This is a genomic window from Burkholderia sp. IT-111MI5, from assembly GCF_949752865.1.
GTDB classification, from domain to species: domain Bacteria; phylum Pseudomonadota; class Gammaproteobacteria; order Burkholderiales; family Burkholderiaceae; genus Burkholderia; species Burkholderia pyrrocinia_C.
This window is the reverse complement of sequence record NZ_CATKIF010000066.1, coordinates 335500-357133: the sequence shown is the minus strand read 5'-3', so window position 1 is coordinate 357133 and position 21634 is coordinate 335500. Positions and strand designations below refer to the sequence as shown.

Sequence of the window (21634 nt, the reverse complement as noted above, 5' to 3'; positions counted from 1 at the left end):
GGGCGGCCTGCTGGCCAGAGTGAAGGACAGCGCTATTCTAATGGCTTTCCCGCCGGGTTCCGGCAAGGCAGACCCAACCTTCGTGTTCGCGCCAGACCGAGATGTCGATGTAGCGCGCATAGACGGCTGCGACTTCGTCCGCCTGGCGCGCGAGCACGCCCGACAGCGCGATGCGCCCGCCCGGTTTGACCTTCGACGCGAGCATCGACGCCATCAGCTTCAGCGGGTTCGACAGGATGTTCGCGACGACGATGTCGAATTCGCCGTCCGGGCATGCATCGGGCAGCCCGTACGTGACTTCCGCGCGATTGCGTTCGCTGTTCTGCCGTGCCGATTCGACGGCCTGCGGATCGATGTCGATGCCGATGACGGGGTTCGCCCCGCATTTCTTCGCGAGGATCGCGAGAATGCCGGAGCCGCAGCCGTAGTCGAGCACCGACTGGCCGGGCTTCACCGACTGTTCGAGCCATTCCATGCAAAGGCGCGTGGTCGGGTGGCTGCCGGTGCCGAACGCGAGGCCGGGGTCGAGTTCGAGTACGAGCGCGTCGGGATCGGGCGCGTCGTGCCACGACGGCACGACCCAGATCCGCTCGCCGATCGGGATCGGCTCGAACTGCGATTGCGTGAGCCGCACCCAGTCCTGTTCCTCGACTTCGCGGACGTCGAATTTCGGTGTCCCGGCGAGGCCGATCTCGTTCGCGGCCGCCGCGAGCAGCACGGCCGGCTCATGGTCGGGCGACAGCAGCGCGACCACGCGCGAGTGCTGCCACGCGGTGCGATCGGGCACGAGGCCGGGCTCGCCGAAGAGCGGCTGTTCGTCGGGCGTGTCGGCGTCGGCGTCCTCGACGGACACCGACAGCGCGCCGAGGTCGAGCAGCGCGTCGGACAATGCCTCCGCATGCTCACGGGCCAGTTCGACGACGAGTTCGCGATAGCTCATGCTTACGCTTCTTCCGGTGCGACCTGCTGCTTCTGCGCGAGCCGGTTTTCGAGGTAGTGGATGCTGGTGCCGCCTTCGACGAACTTCGAGTCGATCATCAGCTCGCGGTGCAGCGGGATGTTGGTCTGGATGCCTTCGACGACCATTTCCGACAGCGCGATGCGCATCCGGCTGATCGCCTGCTCGCGGGTCGCGCCGTAGGTGATCAGCTTGCCGATCATCGAATCATAGTTCGGCGGCACGAAATAGCCATTGTAGGCATGCGAGTCGACGCGCACGCCGGGGCCGCCCGGCGTATGCCACGACGTGATCCGGCCCGGCGACGGCGTGAACTTGAACGGATCTTCTGCGTTGATCCGGCATTCGATCGCATGTCCGCGGAACTGGATGTCGCGCTGGCGCAGCGCGAGCTTCTCGCCAGCCGCGATGCGGATCTGTTCCTGCACGATGTCGACGCCCGTGATCAGTTCCGACACCGGGTGCTCGACCTGCACGCGCGTGTTCATCTCGATGAAGTAGAACTCGCCGTTTTCGTACAGGAATTCGAACGTGCCCGCGCCGAGGTAGCCCATCTTCTTGCACGCGTCCGCGCAGCGGTCGCCGATGCGGTCGATCAGGCGGCGCGGAATGCCCGGTGCCGGTGCTTCCTCGATCACCTTCTGGTGGCGGCGCTGCATCGAGCAGTCGCGCTCGCCGAGCCAGATCGCGTTCTTGAACGCGTCGGACAGCACCTGGATCTCGATGTGGCGCGGGTTCTCGAGGAACTTCTCCATGTACACCTGCGGGTTGCCGAACGCACGGCCGGCTTCCTCGCGGGTCATGTTGACCGCGTTGACGAGCGCGGCCTCGGTGTGCACGACGCGCATCCCGCGCCCGCCGCCGCCGCCTGCCGCCTTGATGATGACCGGATAGCCGATCGCGCGCGCAATCTTGACGATCTCCTTCGGATCGTCCGGCAACGCGCCTTCCGAGCCCGGCACGCACGGCACGCCGGTCTTGATCATCGTCTGCTTGGCGGTGACCTTGTCGCCCATCATCCGGATCGTTTCCGGGCGCGGGCCGATGAACGTGAAGCCCGACTGCTCGACGCGTTCCGCGAAATCGGCGTTCTCCGACAGGAAGCCGTAGCCGGGATGGATCGCCTCGGCATCGGTGACTTCCGCGGCGCTGATCAGCGCCGGCATGTTCAGGTAGCTCAGGTTCGACGGAGCCGGGCCGATACAGACGGCTTCGTCCGCGAGGCGCACGTACTTGGCTTCCTTGTCGGCTTCCGAGTAGACGACCACCGTCTTGACGCCGAGCTCGCGGCACGCGCGCTGGATGCGCAGCGCGATTTCACCGCGATTGGCAATGAGGATTTTTTCAAACATAGCGAGTATTCGTCTCTTCGAGGGGCGCGCGAACGGCGCCTGGCGAGCATCGGCGGCGCGCGGCCGGAAGGCCGCGCAGCGGGCTTAGCCGATCACGAAAAGCGGCTGGCCGTATTCGACGGCCTGGCCGTTCTCGACGAGGATTTCCTTGATCACGCCGGCCTTGTCCGACTCGATCTCGTTGAGCAGCTTCATCGCTTCGATGATGCAGATCGTCTGGCCTTCCTTGACCGTGTCGCCGACCTGGACGAACGGGTCCGCGCCCGGCGACGGCGCGCGATAGAACGTGCCGACCATCGGCGACGTCACGACGTGGCCTTGCGGGACGGCCGGCGCGGCTGCGGCGCCGGCTGCCGGTGCAGCGGCACCGTCGGTCGGCAGCGCGGCCGACGGAGCGGGCGCGCTGATTTGCGGGGCATACCCAGCCGTCGGCTGTACGTAGACCGGCGGTGCGTTCTTGACGATGCGCACCTTGCCTTCGCCTTCCGTCACTTCCAGCTCGGAGATGCCGGATTCGGAGACGAGGTCGATCAGAGTTTTCAGCTTACGAAGATCCATCGGGAATTCCCCTTTCAATACGTGAAAGCGCCGGTTAGGGGCCGGCGCTGAATCTAGATCGCGAATTCAGCCGCGCGACGTGCCTTGCAGCTTGTCCAGCGCGTACTCGAGCGCGTACAGATAACCTTTCCAGCCGAGCCCGCAGATCACGCCTTCGGCCTGGTCGGAAAAGTAGGAGTGGTGCCTGAACGCTTCGCGGCGATGCACGTTCGACAAGTGAACCTCGACGAACGGGATGCCAACGCCGGCGATCGCGTCCCGGATCGCGACGCTCGTGTGCGTATACGCGGCCGGATTGATCAGGATGAAATCGGTCTGTTCCTCCCGCGCGGCCTGGATGCGGTCGACCAGCGCGCCTTCATGGTTGCTCTGGAACGACGACAGTTCGGCGCCGGCTTCCCGGGCGCGCGCGGCAAGCGCCTGATCGATCTGCGCCAGCGTGACGCGGCCGTACACCTCCGGTTCCCGGGTGCCGAGAAGGTTCAGGTTCGGGCCGTGCAGCACCAGCAATCGTGTCATGGTCGCTTCTATTTCTGCGGAATTGCGCGAACTTTAGCGCTATTTAGAGAAATTTGTCTAGTTTTGCCGAACGGCCGAATTCGCCGGACCTGCAAGAATTACCGGTGCGGATGCAAAGTGTCGGCGAATTCACGCGAAATTGCGGCGATCGACGGGCAAATTGCCGCGAACGTGCGGGCCGGCGTTCGGGCAGGTTACAGCGCGTCGAGCGTCTTTTTCAGCTCGGCCGGCTGGATTTGTCCCAATTTTGTCTCGCGAATCTTGCCGGTTTCGTCGATGACGACCGTAAACGGCAACGCGCCAGCCGTATTCCCGAAATTACGGGCCAGATCGGCGCCCGCATAACCGCTGACGAAAACCGGATAGTCGACCTTCACTTTCTGCAGAAAGTTCTTCACGTTCTGCTCGGAATCGACGCCGATCCCGATGAAACGGATGCCTTTCTGTTTGTACTGATGCGACAGCGCGACGAGCTCGGGCATCTCTTCGACGCACGGGCCGCACCACGACGCCCAGAAATTGACGACGACCTTCTGGCCCTTGAAGGCGGACAGCGTAGCCGGCTTGCCGTCGACACCCGTCAGCGCCGCCGCCCACAACTGGTCGACCGGGCTGCCCGCTGCGGCGGGCGAGGCGACGGCGGCGCCGTCGTCGGCATTGCCGCGGAACCAATGGCCGGCGGTAATCCCGCCGGCGACGGCGGCGGCCGCGACCACCGCGAGCGCCAACATGCGTTTCATCATCATCGTTGAATCATTCAGGTTCGGAAGGGGCTTTGCCTGCTTCGACGAGCGTGCGCAGCGCGGCGGCATCCGCACGGGCGACCCGGCCGCGCGAGTCGGCCTTGACCGCGCCGCGCAGGTCGTCGCTCGCATAGAGCGCGAGGTGGATGCCGATCGCGTCCACATCGCGCCGCGGGCGCCACAGGAAGCTCAGCGTCTCGACGTCGCCACGGCCCGCGAAGTGCCGCGTCTCGGACACGTCGTACTGGATGTTCTGGTTCAGCAGGTAGATCGCGACGTCCTTCGGGTTGTCGGTGAATGCCTGCAGATGGATATCCGAATGCGCGTTTGCGGTGCCGTTCAGCACGGCGCCCGTCACATACGGACGGAACTCGGCGAGCCGGCGCATCCAGTCGAGCGCGATCTCGCGCAGCAGACGCAGTTCGTCCGGCTGCGTGTCGCTCTGGAACAGTGCGAGGTACTCGCGCAGTTCTTCCTCGATCTGATCGTTATCCGGCAGCCATTCGCCGGCAACGCGCGAATCGCCGAGCAACTGGCGCGCGGCCTTGCGTTTCGCGCCGGCATAGTCCAGCCCGTCCTCCGCGATCAGGCGGGCGGCGGACTGGGCGATTTCCTCGCGGACGCGCCGCGGGTCGACAAGAGGTTTGCGAGACATGATCCGGCAATCATACTAGATCGCCGCGGCGCCCGAACGCGGGTGCGGCGGCCTGCCGCCCGGTGCGCCGGCGGCGTTCGCGCGCATCGTTCCGGCCGCCGGGCACGGCAGGCCGTCAGTTACAATACTGCTCTTTGTGTCGCGGCGACGAGCGCCGGTCGCACGGCCTGTCCGGCGCGCCGCAGACGCATCTTTTCCGAATCGACGGCGCCCGGCGGCGCGAAAGCATTCATCTATGCACATCCACATTCTTGGCATCTGCGGCACCTTCATGGGCGGTCTCGCCGTACTCGCGCGCGAGGCGGACCACACGGTGACGGGTTGCGACGCGGGCGTCTATCCGCCGATGAGCACGCAGCTCGAGGCGCAGGGCATCACGCTGATCGAGGGCTACGGCGCCGAACAGATCGACCTGAAACCGGACCTGTTCGTGATCGGCAACGTCGTCACGCGCGGCAATCCGCTGATGGAGGCGATCCTCGATCGCGGCCTGCCGTACGTGTCGGGCCCGCAGTGGCTCGGCGAGCACGTGCTGGCCGGCAAATGGGTGCTCGCGGTCGCGGGCACGCACGGCAAGACGACCACGTCGTCGATGCTCGCATGGCTGCTGGAAGACGCGGGCCTGAACCCGGGTTTCCTGATCGGCGGCGTGCCGCTGAACTTCGGCGTGTCGGCGCGGCTCACCGATTCGAGCTTCTTCGTGATCGAGGCCGACGAATACGATACGGCGTTCTTCGACAAGCGCTCGAAGTTCGTCCATTACCGGCCGCGCACCGCGGTGCTGAACAACCTTGAATTCGATCACGCCGACATCTTCCCGGATCTCGCCGCGATCGAAACGCAATTCCACCACCTCGTGCGCACCGTGCCCGGTGTCGGCCGGATCGTCACGAACGGCCGCTCGGACGCGCTCGAGCGCGTGCTGGCGCGCGGCTGCTGGAGCGAGGTCGAGCGGTTCGGCGTCGACGGCGGCTGGCAGGCGCTGCCCGCCGAGGACGGCGTGCCGGTCGACGAGCGCTTTGCCGTGTATTCGCACGCGGAGCGTGTCGGCGAAGTCGCGTGGCAGGTGCAGGGCGATCACAACCGGATGAACGCGCTCGCGGCGATCGCCGCCGCGCGCCACGTCGGCGTGCCGCCCGCGCAGGCCGCGGCCTCCCTCGCGGCGTTCCGCAACGTGAAGCGCCGCATGGAAGTACGCGGCAGCGTGGACGGCGTGACCGTCTACGACGACTTCGCGCACCATCCGACCGCAATCGAAACCACGATCGCCGGCCTTCGTGCGCGCATCGGCAGCCGGAATGCCCGCATCCTCGCGGTACTCGAGCCGCGCTCGAACACGATGAAGCTGGGGGTGATGAAGGCGCAATTGCCCGCGAGCCTGGCCGATGCCGATCTCGTGTTCGGCTACGGCGCGCCGACCGGGCGTGACGCGCTCGGCTGGAATCTCGGCGAGGCGCTCGCGCCGCTCGGCGACAAGGCGCGCGCGTTCGACGATCTGCACCTGCTGGTGAAGGCCGTGACCGAGGCCGCGCGCCCGGGCGACCACGTGCTCGTGATGAGCAACGGCGGCTTCGGCGGCGTGCACCAGAAGCTGCTCGATGCGCTCGGGAGCCGCACGTGATCCTGTATCTGCATGGCTTCCGGTCGTCGCCGGAATCGCAGAAGTCGCGGCTGCTTGCCGCGCGCATGGCCGAACTCGGCCGCACGGCCGAGTGGCGGTGCCCGTCGCTGTCCGTGTCGCCGCTCGACGCGATCGCCGTCGCGGAAGCCGAGGTTGCCGGTGCGCGCGACGTGACCGTCATCGGCAGCTCGCTCGGCGGCTATTACGCCACGTGGCTGGCCGAAAAGCACGGCTGGAAGGCCGTCCTGCTGAATCCGGCCATCGTGCCGCAGCGCGATCTCGAGCAGCATCTGGGCGAACAGCCGTTGTGGCACGGCGGCGGCACGATCGTCGTCGAGCGCCGTCACCTGCACGAGCTCGACGCGCTGCGCGTGCCGGCGATCACGCGTGCCGAGCGCTACTATCTGTTCGCGGCGACCGGCGACGAAGTGCTCGACTATCGCGAGATGCTGGCCCATTACCCCGGCGCGAAAACGCGCGTGATCGAAGGCAGCGATCACGGCATCAGCGAATTTGCCGACTATGTCGACGACGTTCTCGCGTTTTGCGACGGAAAAACGCGATAAACCGGCCGCGTGCCGATCGAATCCCCATCATCATGCGGCGCCGCCGATGCGGCGTCCGGCAGTCTGAACGAGAGTACTGAGTGAACGTTTTCTTCGAGGAATCGGGCAGTTTCAAGGCGGGCAGCGTGCTGTCGCGCCAGGGCGACGCATTTCAGGTCGAGTTGCCCGGCGGGCGGCGTGCGAAGGTGCGCGCGAAAGACGTGCTGATCGAATTCGACAAGCCGGCCGCGGGCGAACTGATGCAGGAGGCCGACACGGCCGCGCAGCAGATCGATCTGGATTTCCTGTGGGAATGCGCGCCGGCCGACGAGTTCGCGTATACGGCGCTGGCCGAGGAGTACTTCGGCGCGGCGTACGGCCCGGTCGAGCGCGCGGCGCTGGTGCTGCGGCTGCATGGCTCGCCCGTCTACTTCCGCCGCAAGGGGCGCGGCCAGTACCAGCGCGCGCCGGAAGAGCAGCTCAAGATGGCGCTCGCGGCGCTCGAACGCAAGCGCCAGCAGGCGCTGGTCCAGGCGCAGTATGAAGAGGAACTGAAGGCCGGCAAGCTGCCGGAAGCGTTCGCGGGCAAGGTGCTCGGGCTGCTGACGCGGCCGGACAAGAACGCGATCGAATACAAGGCGATGGAAGCGGCGGCCGGCGCGCGCGGCGTGTCGCCGGCGCGGCTGATGCTCGACTGCGGCGGCATCGCGTCGCCGCGTGCGCTGCACGAGGCGCGCTTCCTCGCGGAATTCTTCCCGCACGGCACGGGCTTTCCGCCTGTCGCGGTCGGCGCGCTGCCGGACGACCTGCCGCGCGCGAACGTCGAGGCGTTCTCGATCGACGACATCACGACGACCGAAATCGACGATGCGTTCTCGGTCGAACACCTGTCCGACGGCCGCGTGCGGATCGGCGTGCACATCGCGGCGCCGGCGCTCGGCATCGTGCGCGGCGACGCGGTCGACGCGATCGCGCGCACGCGCCTGTCGACCGTCTACATGCCGGGCGACAAGATCACGATGCTGCCGGACGACGTCGTCGACGTGTTCACGCTGAAGGAGGGCGATTACCGCCCGGCGCTGTCGCTGTACATCATCGTCAACCGCGAAACGCAGGACATCGTCGCGAACGAGACGCGCGCCGAACTCGTGTTCGTGAAGAACAACCTGCGTCACAACACGCTGGACGAGCTCGTCAACGAAGAGACGCTCGCGGCCGGCACCGGCGACTACCCGCACAAGGACGACATCGCCGTGCTGTGGCCGCTCGCGCAGGCGCTGTTCGAGAAGCGCCAGCTCGCGCGCGCGGGCTACGGCCTGAAGCGCGAAGTGCAGCGCAACACCGACTACAACTTCTACGTCGAAGGCGAGCACGTGTCGATCACGCCGCGCCGCCGCGGTTCGCCGCTCGACCTGATCGTGTCCGAGCTCGCGATCCTCGCGAACTCGACCTGGGGCGCATTCCTGCACGACCACACGGTGCCCGGCATCTACCGCTCGCAGCGCGGCTTCGGCGCGCCGGGCCCGAAGCGCACGCGGATGCAGACGACGGCCGCGCCGCACGAAGGCCTCGGCGTGCCGCAGTACGCATGGAGCACGTCGCCGCTGCGACGCTACGTCGACCTCGTGAACCAGTGGCAATTGCTCGCGTGCGTGCAGCATGGCGTCACCGCCAAGCTCGCCGCGCCGTTCAAGCCGAAGGACGCCGACCTGTACGCGGTCGTGCAGGGCTTCGACGACACCTACACCGCGTATGCCGACTACCAGCGCCGGATGGAATATTTCTGGTGCCTGCGCTGGCTCGCGCAGGAGCAGAAGAAGCAGGTCGTCGCGAGCGTCGTGAAGGGCGATCTCGTGCGCCTCGAGGAAATTCCGCTGCTGCTGCACGTGCCGGGGCTCGGCGTGCATGCGCGCGGCACGCGCGTGCTGCTCGACGTGATGTCGCTCGACGAGCTGACGATCGAGGCGTCGGTGCGGTTGCTGAACGTGCTCGACGCGCCGACCGTGACCAGCGGCGATGCGGCCGAGGAAGAGGATGACGCCGAAAGCGGCGACGACACGCTGATCGACGCGGAAGATGCTTCGGCCGAAACCGAGGCGGAAGCGCTGGCCGAAGCGGACGGTGCGGCGGCAGGTGACGGTGGCGAAGCCTCGCGCGGCAACGACGGCGAACAGGAGCGCGCATCATGAACGCGGTTGCGTCGACGAGCGGCGCCGACCGCTACGTGGTGTTCGGCAACCCGGTGGCGCACAGCAAGTCGCCGTTCATCCACGCGCAGTTCGCCGCGCAGACCGGCGAGGCGATCGAGTACGCGCACCGGCTCGCGCCGGTCGACGGCTTCGAAGCGGCCGTGCGCGCGTTCGTCGCCGAAGGCGGTCGCGGCGCGAACGTGACGGTGCCGTTCAAGCTCGAAGCGCATGCGCTCGCCGACACGCTGTCGCCGCGCGCGGCGGCGGCGGGCGCGGTGAATACGCTGCGCATCGACGCCGACGGAAGCATCTACGGCGACAACACCGATGGCGTCGGTCTCGTGCGCGACATCGAAGCGAACCTCGGCGTGTTGCTCGCGGGCGCACGCATCCTGCTGCTCGGTGCGGGCGGCGCCGCGCGCGGGGTCGTGCTGCCGCTGCTCGAGCGCGCGCCGCTGTCGATCACGATCGTGAACCGCACCGCAAGCAAGGCCGAGGCGCTCGTCGGCCAGTTCATGCAGGCCGCACACGATGCGGGCTGCACGCTCGCGGGCGGCGGCCCCGATGTGGTGCGCGCGGAGCCGTACGACGTGATCGTCAATGCGACGGCCGGCAGCCTCGATGCCGCGCTGCCGGCGTGCGACGCGGCCGCATTCGGCGCGGGCACGCTGGCGTACGACATGATGTACGGCGCGCAGCCGACCGTGTTCATGCAGCATGCGGCGTCGCTCGGCGCACGCACGGCCGACGGGCTCGGGATGCTCGTCGAGCAGGCGGCCGAATCGTTCTTCATCTGGCGCGGCGTGCGGCCGGACGGTGCGCCGGTGCTTGCCGCGCTGCGCCAGGCGCTCGCGGCGAGCTGAACGGAGCGCGGCACGTGGTGGCGGTAAGCAGCACGCAGCGCACGCGAGCGGTGAGCCCGGCTCGCTGGATCGTCTACGCGGGTGCGGTGTTCGCGGGCGCGTGGCTCGCGACGCAGCTGTTCTATCTCGCGCAGATCGCGTTGTGGTCGTTCGTGAACCCGGGTTCGACCGCATTCATGCGCACCGACGCGTGGTGGCTGTCGCGCGACAAGCCGCCTGCGCAGATCCAGCACCAGTGGGTGCCGTACGACCAGATCTCGCGCAACCTGAAGCGCGCGCTGATCGCATCCGAAGACTCGACCTTCGCGACCAACAACGGCTACGACGTCGATGCGATCCTGCAGGCGTGGGAGAGGAACAAGGCGCGCGGCCGGATCGTCGCGGGCGGTTCGACGATCACGCAGCAGCTCGCGCGCAACCTGTTCCTGTCGCGCGAGAAGAGCTATATCCGCAAGGGGCAGGAGCTCATCATCACGTGGATGCTCGAAACGGTGCTCGACAAGGAGCGGATCTTCGAGATCTACCTGAATTCCGTCGAATGGGGCCGCGGCGTGTACGGTGCCGAAGCGGCCGCGCGCTATTACTACAGGATTCCCGCGAGCCGGCTCGGCGCGTGGCAGTCGGCGCGTCTCGCGGTGATGCTGCCGAAGCCGCGCTGGTTCGACGCGCATCGCGGCTCGGCCTACCAGGCACAGCGCGCGGCAATCATCGCCCGCCGGATGGGCGCGGCCGCGCTTCCGCAATCGGAGTGAACGGCGCGCTCGCGCCGCCGCATTGTCCGTTCTGCCGTCAATGCGCCATTGGTGCGCTGCAGCGCATTCGTGTCGCGTGCATTTCGGGCCACATCCTTTAGACGAATTCATCTATTTCGCTTTGCTGAGCAATGCCCGTGACTGCGCGATTTTGTTTGCCGATATGGCGCGAAATCCGCGCTTTTTTAGTATTCCCGGGTAAACACGAAAGACGTTGAAAGCAGCGCGAAATGCAACGTTTCGCGAACCGAAGCATTCCTGAAAGGTGTGCGCCGCACCGGCCGCCGGCCAAATATTTCAAAATTTTTCAAAGCCGATGTGCTCGCGTATATTGGCCAGCGCCTCGGCTTATCGGCCGCAATCGAGGCGGGGGGCGGCTTATCCGGCTGCTCGACACAAAAAACATCCGAGAGAAGGAAAGCAACGATGCCAGCGAGCAAAGCGAAGCTGTTGTTGGGGGTGGTTTTTTCTTCGCTGATTCTGACGGCCTGCAACGACGACGTGACATCGTCCGCTGCTGCGAGCGCCGACAACTCAGCCGATCCCGCCAGTCAGGTGGACAGGGCGTACAACGATCCGAACAGTTATTCGTCGAGCGCGAACGCGTCGCTCGACGCATCCGCCGCGGTCGAAAAGGCCGCCGTCACGCATCACCAGATCACGCTGAACGGCAAGACGATCCGCTACACGGCCACGGCCGGCCACCTCGTCGCGCGCAATCCGCAGACGGGCGCGCCCGAGGCATCGTTCTTCTACGTCGCCTACACTGCCGACAACCAGCCCGCGGCGAAGCGGCCCGTCACGTTCCTGTACAACGGCGGCCCCGGCTCGGCATCGGTGTGGCTGCACCTCGGCTCGTTCGGCCCGCGGCGGGTCCAGACGGGCGACCCGAACGCGAACGCGTCGACGTTCCCGTTCGTCGACAACCAGGAAAGCCTGCTCGACACGACCGACCTCGTGTTCGTCGATGCGATCGGCACCGGTTTTTCCGAAGCGATCGCGCCGAACACGAACCAGACGTTCTGGGGCGTCGACCAGGACGCTGGCGCGTTCCGCGATTTCGTGACGCGCTACCTGACCGTGAACCAGCGCAACGATTCGCCGAAATACCTGTTCGGCGAGTCGTACGGCACGCCGCGCACCGACGTGCTCGCGAACCTGCTCGAGACGGCCGGCGTGAAGCTTGCCGGCATCGTGCTGCAGTCGTCGATCCTGAACTACAACACGAACTGCGACATGGCGAGCGACTATGTCGGCAACTCCAACAACGGGTCGAGCCCGGTGAGCTGCGCGGGCTTCGCGCCGTCCTACGGCACCGTCGGCGCGTACTACCAGCTCGACAATCCGAACCCGTCGAACCTGCCGCAGTATGCGGACCAGATGCGCCTGCTGACGGCCGGCAGCTACGCGCCCGCCGTGAACGCGTACCTGGCGAGCCATACGCCGCCGCCGCCGAGTCTCGTCACGACGATGGCGAACTCGACCGGCGTGAAGCAGGCGCTGTGGAACGCGGATTTCAACGTGATCCCGACCTTCTTCGACAACAGCTTCCAGCTGTCGCTGATTCCGGGCACGCTGATCGGTCGCTACGACGCGCGCGTGAACGTGCCGGTGTCGAGCCCGCTCGCGGCGGACGGCGATCCGTCGAGCACGTTCATCACGAAGCCGTTCACCGACACGATCGGCAGCTACCTGCCGAACGAGCTGAAGTACACCGCGCAGTCGGCCTACTCGTTGAGCAGCAATGCGATCAACACATGGGACTGGACGCACGACGGCCTCGCGATGCCCGACACGATCCCCGATCTGGCCGCTGCGCTGACGCTGAATCCGTCGTTGAAGGTGCTGTCGCTGAACGGGTATCACGACATCGCGACGCCGTTCTACCAGACCGAGCTCGACCTCGCGCGGCTCGGGACGCAACCGAACCTGACGATCAAGGACTATCAGGGCGGACACATGGTCTATCTCGACGATACGTCGCGTCCGCAGGAGAAAGCCGACCTCGTGACCTTCTACAACGCGGCCGCGCACTGATGCGATACGCGACGCCGGCGAATGGCGCCCCCGGCGGCGCCTCGCCTGCCGTCGACGACCTCATTCCAGACTGGAGCCTGATATGAAGAATCGTTTCATCGTCGTTGCCGCGGCGCTCGCATGCGCCGCCGCTGCAGCATCCGTATCCGCGTTCGCTCAGGCGAGCGACGCTGCCGCACCGGCGCGTGCGCGCCAGGCGCAGCTCGGCGATCCGTACGTGCCGCCGGCCGCGCGCAAGCCGACCGCCGGCACGCAGACGACGGGCGCCGCACTGCATGCGCAGGTGGTGCGCAAGCTCGCGCGGCAGTTCGACTCGGCCGATACGCAGAGCACAGGTTCGATCACCGAGGCGCAGGCGCGCGCGGCCGGGCTCGGTTATGTCGCGAACCACTTCCGGCAGATCGATTCGGGCGGCAGCGGCCGCGTGTCGTTCGCCGACGTGCAGCGCTACATGCAGGCACGCAGCACGAGCCAGCAGTAAGCGCGGCGCGTGGTGAACAAACGGGGGCGGAACCTGCTGCGCGGCGGGTTCCGCCCCCGTGCACATGGCGCGGCCGTCGCGTCACGCGCGCAGCGTATCTCGTCTGAATTCTCATTATCTGGACAACGCATTCAAATATTGGAGACGAGTGCGTGCGCTCCTACAATCCGAAGCACATCGACAGCTTCGGACCCACGCATCGCGCGGCGCCCGACGCACACGGAGACACATTCCATGAAGTTCGCCGGGCGCCTTATTCGGTGCATCGACCGCCGCCACGCCGCAGCACCGGACGCAGTTCCGGCGCCGCGCGAGCGGCTTCACCGATTCCGTTGAAGAAGCCCGCCCCATGACCAAGATGCCCGACTCCCTTGCCCTCGATGCCCGGCGTGCGACGCCGGACGATGGGTCGCTGACCGACAGCATCGGCGCGACCAGCACGCCGCTCGATCTCGCCGCACAGCAGGCCGGCACGCAGACGCTGCTGCGCGGTCTCGCGATCCTCGAGGCGATCGCGAACGGCGCGCGCGACATGCGCGCGATCGGCGCCGCGCTCGGCACGACACGCAGCACGACGCACCGCCTCGTCAGCAGCCTCGTGCAGGCGCGCTACCTGCGCCAGGTGCAGGGCGGCTACCTGCTCGGCCCGAAGCTGATCGAGCTCGGCACGATCGCGCTCGAGCAGATGCCGCTCACCGCGGTGGCGCGGCCGCATCTCGAAGCGCTCGCGGAAGCGACGCTCGACACGATCCATCTCGGCGTGCGCGACGGCGACGACGTGCTGTACATCGACAAGATTCCCGGCACGCGCGGCCTCGAGATGCGCTCGCGCGTCGGCCACCGGATGCCGCTCGCATCGACGGGCATCGGCAAGGCGATGATGCTCGACCTCGATCCCGACCTGTGGCGCTCGCTGTTCGAGGCCGCGCGGCGCGCGCTGGCCGGCGTCAATTTCAAGCCCGACAACCGGCCGGAGACGAGCGCGTTCCTGCAGCGCATGGCCCATTACGCGGCCGGCGGCTATACGTTCGACCTCGAGGAGAACGAGGCGTCGATCCGCTGCGTGGCTGCGCCGATCCGCGACGCATCGGGTGCGATCGTCGCGGCCGTGTCGGTCGCGAGCACGATTCCGTACATGCCGCACGACCGGATGGACGAACTGATTCCTCTCGTGCAGCGCGAAGCGCGAGCCATTTCCGCGGAACTGGGCTGGAGCCCGCCGCAGGGTACCCGCAGGATCAAACGATGACGACTTCGACCCGGGCCGTTCCGGTTGCCAGCTCCGCCACCCCGTCGCTGATCGCGCTCGACTGGGGCACGACGTCGCTGCGCGCGTATCTGTACGACGCGCACGGCGCGCTCATCGACACGCGCAGCCGCGCGGCGGGCGTCATGCACGTGCCGGGCGGCGGCGCGCGCGCGTTCGACGCGGTGTTCGAGGACGCCTGCGGCGACTGGCTCGACCGCACGCCCGGGCTGCCGGTGCTCGCCGCCGGGATGGTCGGCAGCGCGCAGGGCTGGCGCGAGGCGCCGTACGTCGCGGTGCCGGCCGGCGCCGACGCGCTTGCCGCGGGTCTTATTACAGTGACGACGTCGCGCGGCGCGACGGTATCGATCGTGCCGGGCGTGATCGCGACGGGCGAATTGCCCGACGTGATGCGCGGCGAAGAAACGCAGATATTCGGCGCGCTCGCGAGCGATCCCACGCTTGATGCAGATCGTTCAGGGGTACTGATCGGCTTGCCGGGTACGCATGCCAAATGGGCGTGGGTCAAGGACGGGCTGATCGAGCGCTTCCAGACCTTCATGACGGGCGAGCTGTTCGCGGCGCTGCGCGACCACACGATTCTCGGCCGCACGATGCGCGCGGGTGCGTTGCCCGATCATGCGGCGTTCGTGCACGGCGTGTCGGTCGCGCGCGGCGCGCAGCGCACGGGGCTGCTCGCGACGATTTTCAGCACGCGCACGCTCGGCCTGACCGACCGGCTCGCGCCCGACGCGCAGGGCGACTACCTGTCCGGCCTGCTGATCGGCCATGAGCTCAATGCACTCGACGCGATGCTCGCGGAGCGCGGCATCGCGCTCGCGGACCAGCCGCTGCTGCTGATCGGCGACGACGGCTTGTGTGCGCGCTACGTCGATGCGCTCCAGGTATTCGGCCACACGCACGCGCGGGTCGTCGCGCATGCGACCGAGCGCGGCCTGTGGCGGATCGCATCGCGCGCCGGGCTCGTGCGCGCGGACGGCGAGCCTGTCCTGGCCGACCAATGAACCGATTGCAGAGGAACCCAGTCATGCCGTCCGACCTTACGTTGCCCGCGCCGTACACGCCCCACGCCGCACTGATGCGCGCGTTCGATGCGTGCCCGCTGATCGCGATCCTGCGCGGGATCACGCCCGCCGACGCGGCCGACCACGGGCATGCGCTTTACGAAGCCGGCTTCCGGATCGTCGAGGTGCCGCTCAACTCGCCGGATCCGTTCGACAGCATCGCAAAGCTGCGGCGCGCGTTGCCCGACGATGCGATCGTCGGCGCGGGCACCGTGCTGCGTGCCGAGTATGTCGACCGCGTGCAGGACGCGGGCGGCGCGCTGATCGTGATGCCGCACAGCGACGCGGCCGTGATACGCCGCGCACGCGAGCGCGGCCTCGCGAGCGCACCGGGCGTCGCGACGCCGACCGAAGCGTTCGCGGCGCTCGCGAACGGCGCCGACGTGTTGAAGATGTTCCCGGCCGAGCAGCTCGGAGTGACGGTCGTGAAGGCATGGCGCGCGGTGATCGACCGCGCGGTGCCGCTGATCCCGGTCGGCGGAATTTCGCCGGACAACATGCAGCCGTTCCTCGCGGCCGGCGCGAACGGCTTCGGGCTCGGCTCGGCGCTGTACCGGCCCGGCCAGGCGGCCGACGCGACCGCGGCGAACGCGCGCGCGTTCCAGGCCGGATTGCGCGTCGCGCGCGGCGGAGCCGCATGATGGGCCGCCTCGCGGGCAAGGTCGCGATGGTGACGGGCGCGGGCCGCGGAATCGGCGCCGCGATCGCCCGAGCGTTCGCGCGCGAAGGCGCGGCCGTCGCGCTCGTCGATCTCGACTTCCCGCAGGCGCAGCACACGGCCGCCGCGATCGCGCACGACGTCGACGGCGCGCGCGTGCTGCCGCTGCAGGCCGACGTCGCACGGCAGGAGGCGGTGCGCGATGCGCTCGCGCAGACCGAAGCGGCATTCGGCCCGCTCGACGTGCTGGTGAACAACGCGGGCATCAACGTGTTCGCCGATCCGCTGACGATGACCGACGACGACTGGCGCCGCTGCTTCGCAGTCGATCTCGACGGCGTGTGGCACGGCTGCCGCGCGGCGCTGGAAGGCATGGTCGAGCGCGGCCGCGGCAGCATCGTGAACATCGCGTCGACGCACGCGTTCCGGATCATCCCGGGCTGCTTTCCGTACCCGGTCGCGAAACACGGCGTACTGGGGCTCACGCGCGCGCTCGGCATCGAATACGCGGCGCGCAACGTGCGCGTGAACGCGATCGCGCCGGGCTACATCGAGACGCAGCTCACGCGCGACTGGTGGGACGCGCAGCCCGATCCGGCTGCCGCGCGCGCCGAGACGCTGGCGCTGCAGCCGATGAAGCGGATCGGCCGGCCCGACGAGGTCGCGATGACGGCCGTGTTCCTGGCGTCCGACGAGGCGCCGTTCATCAATGCCGCGTGCATCACCGTCGACGGCGGGCGCGCGGCGCTGTATCACGACTGACGCAACGATTCGAAAGACCGCACGTGCGACGGCCGCGCGCACACTGCGTCGAAACCAACAAGCGGCTGCATCCTGTTCGATGAAAACAAGGAGACACTGGAGATGAAACGCAGAACGTTCGTAACGCTGGCCGCGGCAGCCGCGGTGGTGATGGGTAGCCCGGTTGCGCACGCGGCAGACCCGGTCAAGATCGGCTTTCTGGTGAAGCAGCCGGAAGAGCCGTGGTTCCAGGATGAGTGGAAGTTCGCCGAGATGGCGGCGAAGGAAAAGGGCTTCACGCTCGTGAAGATCGGCGCGCCGTCGGGCGAAAAGGTGATGAGCGCGATCGACAACCTGTCCGCGCAGAAGGCGCAGGGCTTCATCATCTGCACGCCCGACGTGAAGCTCGGGCCGGGCATCGTCGCGAAGGCGAAGTCGCACAACCTGAAGATGATGACGGTCGACGACCGCCTCGTCGACGGCGCGGGCAAGCCGATCGAAGCGGTGCCGCACATGGGGATCTCCGCGTACAACATCGGCAAGCAGGTCGGCGACGGCATCGCGGCCGAGATCAAGAAGCGCGGCTGGAACGTGAAGGAGGTCGGCGCGATCGACATCACCTACGAGCAGCTGCCGACCGCGCACGACCGCACGAGTGGCGCGACCGACGCGCTGGTGGCCGCCGGTTTTCCGAAGGCGAACGTGATCGCGGCGCCGCAGGCGAAGACCGACACCGAGAACGCGTTCAACGCGGCGAACATCGCGCTCACGAAGAACCCGCAGTTCAAGCACTGGGTCGCGTACGGCCTGAACGACGAGGCCGTGCTCGGCGCGGTGCGTGCGGCCGAAGGGCGCGGCTTCAAGTCGGACAACATGATCGGCATCGGCATCGGCGGTTCCGATTCGGCGCTGAACGAGTTCAAGAAGCCGCAGCCGACGGGCTTCTACGGCACCGTGATCATCAGCCCGAAGCGCCACGGCGAGGAAACCTCGGACCTGATGTACTCGTGGATCACGCAAGGCAAGGCACCGCCGGCGCTGACGCTGACGACGGGCATGCTCGCGACGCGCGACAACGTGTCGAAGGTGCGGGAGGAGATGGGGCTCGCGTCGAAGTAAGCGGCCCGCCGGCTGCCGCGGCGATGCGGCGGCCGGCGGTCGATCGATTGGGAAGTGAGGAGACGACGTGTCAGCGGCACTGCGTTTTGACAATATCGGCAAGGTATTTCCCGGCGTGCGCGCACTCGACGGCATTTCGTTCGACGTGCATGCGGGCGAGGTGCATGGCCTGATGGGCGAGAACGGCGCGGGCAAGTCGACGCTGCTGAAGATTCTCGGCGGCGAATACCAGCCCGATGCGGGCAGCGTGCTGGTCGACGGCCAGCCCGTGCAGTTCGCGAGTGCGGCGGCGTCGATCGCGGCCGGCATCGCGGTGATTCACCAGGAGCTGCAGTACGTACCCGACCTGACGGTCGCGGAAAACCTGCTGCTCGGCCGCCTGCCGAACGCGTTCGGCTGGGTGAAAAAGCGCGAGGCGAAGCGCTACGTGCGCGAGCGGCTCGCCGCGATGGGCGTCGATCTCGATCCCGACGCGAAGCTCGGGCGGCTGTCGATCGCTCAGCGGCAGATGGTCGAGATCTGCAAGGCGCTGATGCGCAATGCGCGCGTGATCGCGCTCGACGAACCGACGAGCTCGCTGTCGCATCGCGAGACGGAGGTGCTGTTCAAGCTCGTCGACGACCTGCGCGCGCAGGGCCGCGCGCTGATCTACATCTCGCACCGGATGGACGAGATCTACCGGCTGTGCGATGCGTGCACGATCTTCCGCGACGGGCGCAAGATCGCATCGCACGATGCGCTCGCCGACGTGCCGCGCGAGCGGCTCGTCGCCGAGATGGTCGGACGCGAGATTTCGGATATCTACCATTACGCGCCGCGCGCGCTCGGCGACGTGCGGTTTTCCGCCGAAGGCGTCGACGGCCCGGCGCTGCGCGAACCCGCGAGCTTCTCGGTGCGCGCGGGCGAGATCGTCGGTTTCTTCGGGCTGGTCGGCGCGGGCCGCAGCGAACTGATGCGGCTCGTGTACGGCGCGGACCGCCGGCGCGCGGGCGTGCTGACGCTCGACGGCGCGCGCATCGACGTGAAGCGCACCGGCGACGCGATCCGCCACGGCATCGTGCTGTGCCCCGAGGACCGCAAGGAAGAAGGGATCATCGCGATCGCGTCGGTCGCGGAGAACATCAACATCAGCTGCCGCCGCCATTCGCTGCGCGCGGGGCTGTTCATCGACCGCAAGACCGAAAGCGAAACGGCCGACCGCTTCATCCAGCGGCTGAAGATCAAGACGCCGAACCGGCGGCAGAAGATCCGCTTCCTGTCCGGCGGCAACCAGCAGAAGGCGATCCTGTCGCGCTGGCTCGCGGAGCCCGACCTGAAGGTCGTGATCCTCGACGAGCCGACGCGTGGGATCGACGTCGGCGCGAAGCACGAGATCTACGACGTGATCTACCGGCTCGCGGAGCGCGGCTGCGCGATCGTGATGGTGTCGTCGGAACTGCCGGAAGTGCTCGGCGTGTCCGATCGCATCGTCGTGATGCGCGAAGGCCGGATCGCGGGCGAGCTGCCGCGCGAACAGGCGAACGAGCACGCGGTGCTGAACCTCGCGCTGCCGCAGACGAGCGCCACCCAGGCGGCCTGACGCGGCGCACGACATTCGAATCGATCAGGCGCGGCGTGAGCCGCGCGATGCAGGAGCAGGAGACACAATCATGCAAGTCAGGGAAAACCTCGCCGGCGCAGCCGTGAAGCAGTCGGCCGACGCGCTGGTTCCGCAGCAAAGCGACCGGCAGAAGTGGTGGCAGCACCTCACCGAGTACAGCCTCATCGCGATCTTCGCGGTGATGTTCATCACGATGTCGCTGACGGTCGATCACTTCTTCTCGATCGACAACATGCTCGGCCTCGCGCTGTCGATCTCGCAGATCGGCATGGTCGCGTGCACGATGATGTTCTGTCTCGCGTCGCGCGATTTCGACCTGTCGATCGGCTCGACCGTTGCGTTCTCGGGCGTGCTGTGCGCGATGGTGCTGAACGCGACCGACAACACGTTCGTCGCGATCATTGCGGCGGTCGCGGCCGGCGCCGCGATCGGCTTCGTGAACGGCGCGGTGATCGCGTACCTGCGCATCAACGCGCTGATCACGACGCTCGCGACGATGGAGATCGTGCGCGGGCTCGGCTTCATCGTGTCGAAGGGGCAGGCGGTCGGCGTGTCGTCGGATACGTTCATCGCGCTCGGCGGCTTGTCGCTGTTCGGCGTATCGCTGCCGATCTGGGTCACGCTGCTGTGCTTCATCGCGTTCGGCGTGCTGCTGAACCAGACCGTGTACGGCCGCAACACGCTCGCGATCGGCGGCAACCCCGAGGCGTCGCGTCTCGCGGGGATCAACGTCGAACGCACGCGCGTGTACATCTTCCTGATCCAGGGCGCGGTGACCGCGCTCGCGGGCGTGATCCTCGCGTCGCGCATCACGTCGGGCCAGCCGAACGCCGCGCAGGGCTTCGAGCTGAACGTGATCTCCGCGTGCGTGCTCGGCGGCGTGTCGCTGATGGGCGGCCGCGCGACGATCTCGGGCGTCGTGATCGGCGTGCTGATCATGGGCACCGTCGAGAACGTGATGAACCTGCTGAACATCGACGCGTTCTACCAGTACCTGGTGCGCGGCGCGATCCTGCTCGCGGCGGTGCTGCTCGACCAGCTGAAGAACCGCGGCGTACGCGACTGACCTGATTTCACGGAGACGAACCGCATGACCATCGACAATTCCGCGCACGACCCGCACGCCGCGAGCCATGCGCGCTTTGCGCGATACCCGAGCCTCGAGGATCGCGCGGTGCTGATCACGGGCGGCGCGACCGGCATCGGCGCGTCGTTCGTCGAGCACTTCGTGCAGCAGGGCGCGCGCGTCGCGTTCGTCGACCTTGATGCGGCCGCCGGCGCTGCGCTGGCGGAAAGCCTCGCGCACGCACGTCATGCGCCGCTGTTCATCCAGTGCGACCTGACCGACATCGATGCGCTGCGCCACGCGATCGACGCGATCCGCGCGCGCATCGGCGCGATCGCGGTGCTCGTGAACAACGCGGCGAACGACACGCGCCACGCGATCGGCGACGTGACGCCCGAGTCGTTCGACGCGGGCATCGCGGTGAACCTGCGCCACCAGTTCTTCGCCGCGCAGGCGGTGATCGACGACATGAAGCAGCAGGGCGGCGGCGCGATCGTCAATCTCGGCTCGATCAGCTGGATGCTGAAAAACGGCGGCTATCCCGTCTACGTGATGGCGAAGGCGGCCGTGCAGGGCCTGACGCGCGGCCTCGCGCGCGACCTCGGTCCGTTCGGCATCCGCGTGAACTCGCTGGTGCCCGGCTGGGTGATGACCGACAAGCAGCGCCGGCTGTGGCTCGACGACGCGGGCCGTGCGGCGATCAAGGCCGGCCAGTGCCTCGATGCCGAACTGCTGCCGGCCGACCTCGCGCGGATGGCGCTGTTCCTCGCGGCCGACGACAGCCGGATGATCACCGCGCAGGACGTGATCGTCGACGGCGGCTGGGCCTGACCGTTCGCACCGACC

General features: G+C 67.6%; 21 protein-coding genes. 15 read left to right on the top strand and 6 right to left on the bottom strand.

Features of this window, described 5'->3' with window-relative positions:
• Positions 1 to 37: 37 nt before the first annotated feature.
• The 6 genes from prmA to ACM6JT_RS31035 all read right to left on the bottom strand — a co-directional run bounded on the left by prmA (position 38) and on the right by ACM6JT_RS31035 (position 4785).
• The gene (prmA, locus tag ACM6JT_RS31060; protein ID WP_034182675.1) at positions 38 to 940 is read right to left on the bottom strand and encodes a 50S ribosomal protein L11 methyltransferase; all 903 of its coding nucleotides are present in this window, start codon (positions 938 to 940) and stop codon (positions 38 to 40) included.
• Positions 941 to 942: 2 nt separating this feature from the next.
• Positions 943 to 2310 (bottom strand): acetyl-CoA carboxylase biotin carboxylase subunit, encoded by a 1368-nt coding sequence (gene accC / locus ACM6JT_RS31055; RefSeq protein ID WP_034182676.1) that lies wholly within the window; start codon positions 2308 to 2310, stop codon positions 943 to 945.
• Positions 2311 to 2394: 84 nt separating this feature from the next.
• Positions 2395 to 2868, bottom strand: coding sequence for an acetyl-CoA carboxylase biotin carboxyl carrier protein (gene accB, locus ACM6JT_RS31050; protein WP_034182677.1), 474 nt, complete (start codon positions 2866 to 2868; stop codon positions 2395 to 2397).
• Positions 2869 to 2934: 66 nt separating this feature from the next.
• Complete coding sequence (gene aroQ, locus ACM6JT_RS31045; RefSeq protein ID WP_011350880.1) at positions 2935 to 3387, bottom strand: type II 3-dehydroquinate dehydratase; 453 nt, start codon at positions 3385 to 3387, stop codon at positions 2935 to 2937.
• Positions 3388 to 3581: 194 nt separating this feature from the next.
• Entirely contained in the window at positions 3582 to 4133 is a 552-nt protein-coding gene (locus ACM6JT_RS31040; protein WP_034182678.1) for a TlpA family protein disulfide reductase, read from the bottom strand.
• Positions 4134 to 4140: 7 nt separating this feature from the next.
• Positions 4141 to 4785, bottom strand: a complete 645-nt coding sequence (locus ACM6JT_RS31035) for a hypothetical protein (protein ID WP_034182679.1) — start codon at positions 4783 to 4785, stop codon at positions 4141 to 4143.
• A 124-nt stretch (positions 4786 to 4909) separates the two neighbouring features.
• Here ACM6JT_RS31035 and mpl point away from each other — a divergent pair, with 124 nt between their 5' ends.
• From mpl to ACM6JT_RS30960, 15 genes are all read left to right on the top strand, one after another.
• The gene (gene mpl, locus ACM6JT_RS31030) at positions 4910 to 6406 is read left to right on the top strand and encodes a UDP-N-acetylmuramate:L-alanyl-gamma-D-glutamyl-meso-diaminopimelate ligase (protein WP_414857874.1); all 1497 of its coding nucleotides are present in this window, start codon (positions 4910 to 4912) and stop codon (positions 6404 to 6406) included.
• Positions 6403 to 6972, top strand: a complete 570-nt coding sequence (locus ACM6JT_RS31025; protein WP_034182681.1) for a YqiA/YcfP family alpha/beta fold hydrolase — start codon at positions 6403 to 6405, stop codon at positions 6970 to 6972. The genes mpl and ACM6JT_RS31025 overlap by 4 nt, the downstream gene beginning before the upstream one ends.
• A gap of 80 nt (positions 6973 to 7052) precedes the next feature.
• A complete protein-coding gene (locus ACM6JT_RS31020; RefSeq protein WP_414857864.1) occupies positions 7053 to 9140 on the top strand; it encodes an RNB domain-containing ribonuclease in 2088 nt (695 codons plus the stop codon).
• A complete protein-coding gene (aroE, locus tag ACM6JT_RS31015; protein ID WP_414857863.1) occupies positions 9137 to 10003 on the top strand; it encodes a shikimate dehydrogenase in 867 nt (288 codons plus the stop codon). The genes ACM6JT_RS31020 and aroE overlap by 4 nt, the downstream gene beginning before the upstream one ends.
• A 14-nt stretch (positions 10004 to 10017) precedes the next feature.
• Positions 10018 to 10755: a monofunctional biosynthetic peptidoglycan transglycosylase gene (gene mtgA / locus ACM6JT_RS31010; RefSeq protein WP_414857862.1), complete on the top strand. Its 738-nt coding sequence runs from the start codon at positions 10018 to 10020 to the stop codon at positions 10753 to 10755.
• Between the two features lie 426 nt (positions 10756 to 11181).
• Positions 11182 to 12792 (top strand): S10 family peptidase, encoded by a 1611-nt coding sequence (locus tag ACM6JT_RS31005; protein ID WP_181152194.1) that lies wholly within the window; start codon positions 11182 to 11184, stop codon positions 12790 to 12792.
• Positions 12793 to 12874: 82 nt separating this feature from the next.
• Positions 12875 to 13273 (top strand): EF-hand domain-containing protein, encoded by a 399-nt coding sequence (locus tag ACM6JT_RS31000; RefSeq protein WP_072436355.1) that lies wholly within the window; start codon positions 12875 to 12877, stop codon positions 13271 to 13273.
• A gap of 349 nt (positions 13274 to 13622) precedes the next feature.
• Positions 13623 to 14522 carry an IclR family transcriptional regulator gene (locus tag ACM6JT_RS30995; protein ID WP_034182687.1) on the top strand — a complete coding sequence of 300 codons (900 nt, stop codon included), beginning with the start codon at positions 13623 to 13625 and terminating at the stop codon, positions 14520 to 14522.
• Positions 14519 to 15544, top strand: coding sequence for a 2-dehydro-3-deoxygalactonokinase (locus ACM6JT_RS30990; RefSeq protein WP_034182688.1), 1026 nt, complete (start codon positions 14519 to 14521; stop codon positions 15542 to 15544). The genes ACM6JT_RS30995 and ACM6JT_RS30990 overlap by 4 nt, the downstream gene beginning before the upstream one ends.
• A 23-nt stretch (positions 15545 to 15567) precedes the next feature.
• A complete protein-coding gene (locus tag ACM6JT_RS30985) occupies positions 15568 to 16245 on the top strand; it encodes a 2-dehydro-3-deoxy-6-phosphogalactonate aldolase (protein WP_034182689.1) in 678 nt (225 codons plus the stop codon).
• Complete coding sequence (locus ACM6JT_RS30980; RefSeq protein WP_175750264.1) at positions 16245 to 17024, top strand: SDR family oxidoreductase; 780 nt, start codon at positions 16245 to 16247, stop codon at positions 17022 to 17024. Before ACM6JT_RS30985 ends, ACM6JT_RS30980 begins: the two co-directional genes overlap by 1 nt.
• A gap of 102 nt (positions 17025 to 17126) precedes the next feature.
• A complete protein-coding gene (locus ACM6JT_RS30975; protein WP_034182691.1) occupies positions 17127 to 18122 on the top strand; it encodes an arabinose ABC transporter substrate-binding protein in 996 nt (331 codons plus the stop codon).
• A gap of 67 nt (positions 18123 to 18189) precedes the next feature.
• Positions 18190 to 19701, top strand: a complete 1512-nt coding sequence (gene araG, locus ACM6JT_RS30970) for an L-arabinose ABC transporter ATP-binding protein AraG (RefSeq protein WP_414857861.1) — start codon at positions 18190 to 18192, stop codon at positions 19699 to 19701.
• A gap of 70 nt (positions 19702 to 19771) precedes the next feature.
• Positions 19772 to 20788 carry an L-arabinose ABC transporter permease AraH gene (gene araH, locus ACM6JT_RS30965; RefSeq protein ID WP_034182693.1) on the top strand — a complete coding sequence of 339 codons (1017 nt, stop codon included), beginning with the start codon at positions 19772 to 19774 and terminating at the stop codon, positions 20786 to 20788.
• 24 nt (positions 20789 to 20812) lie between these two features.
• Positions 20813 to 21619, top strand: coding sequence for an SDR family NAD(P)-dependent oxidoreductase (locus ACM6JT_RS30960; RefSeq protein WP_414857860.1), 807 nt, complete (start codon positions 20813 to 20815; stop codon positions 21617 to 21619).
• The last annotated feature ends 15 nt before the right edge of the window (positions 21620 to 21634 follow it).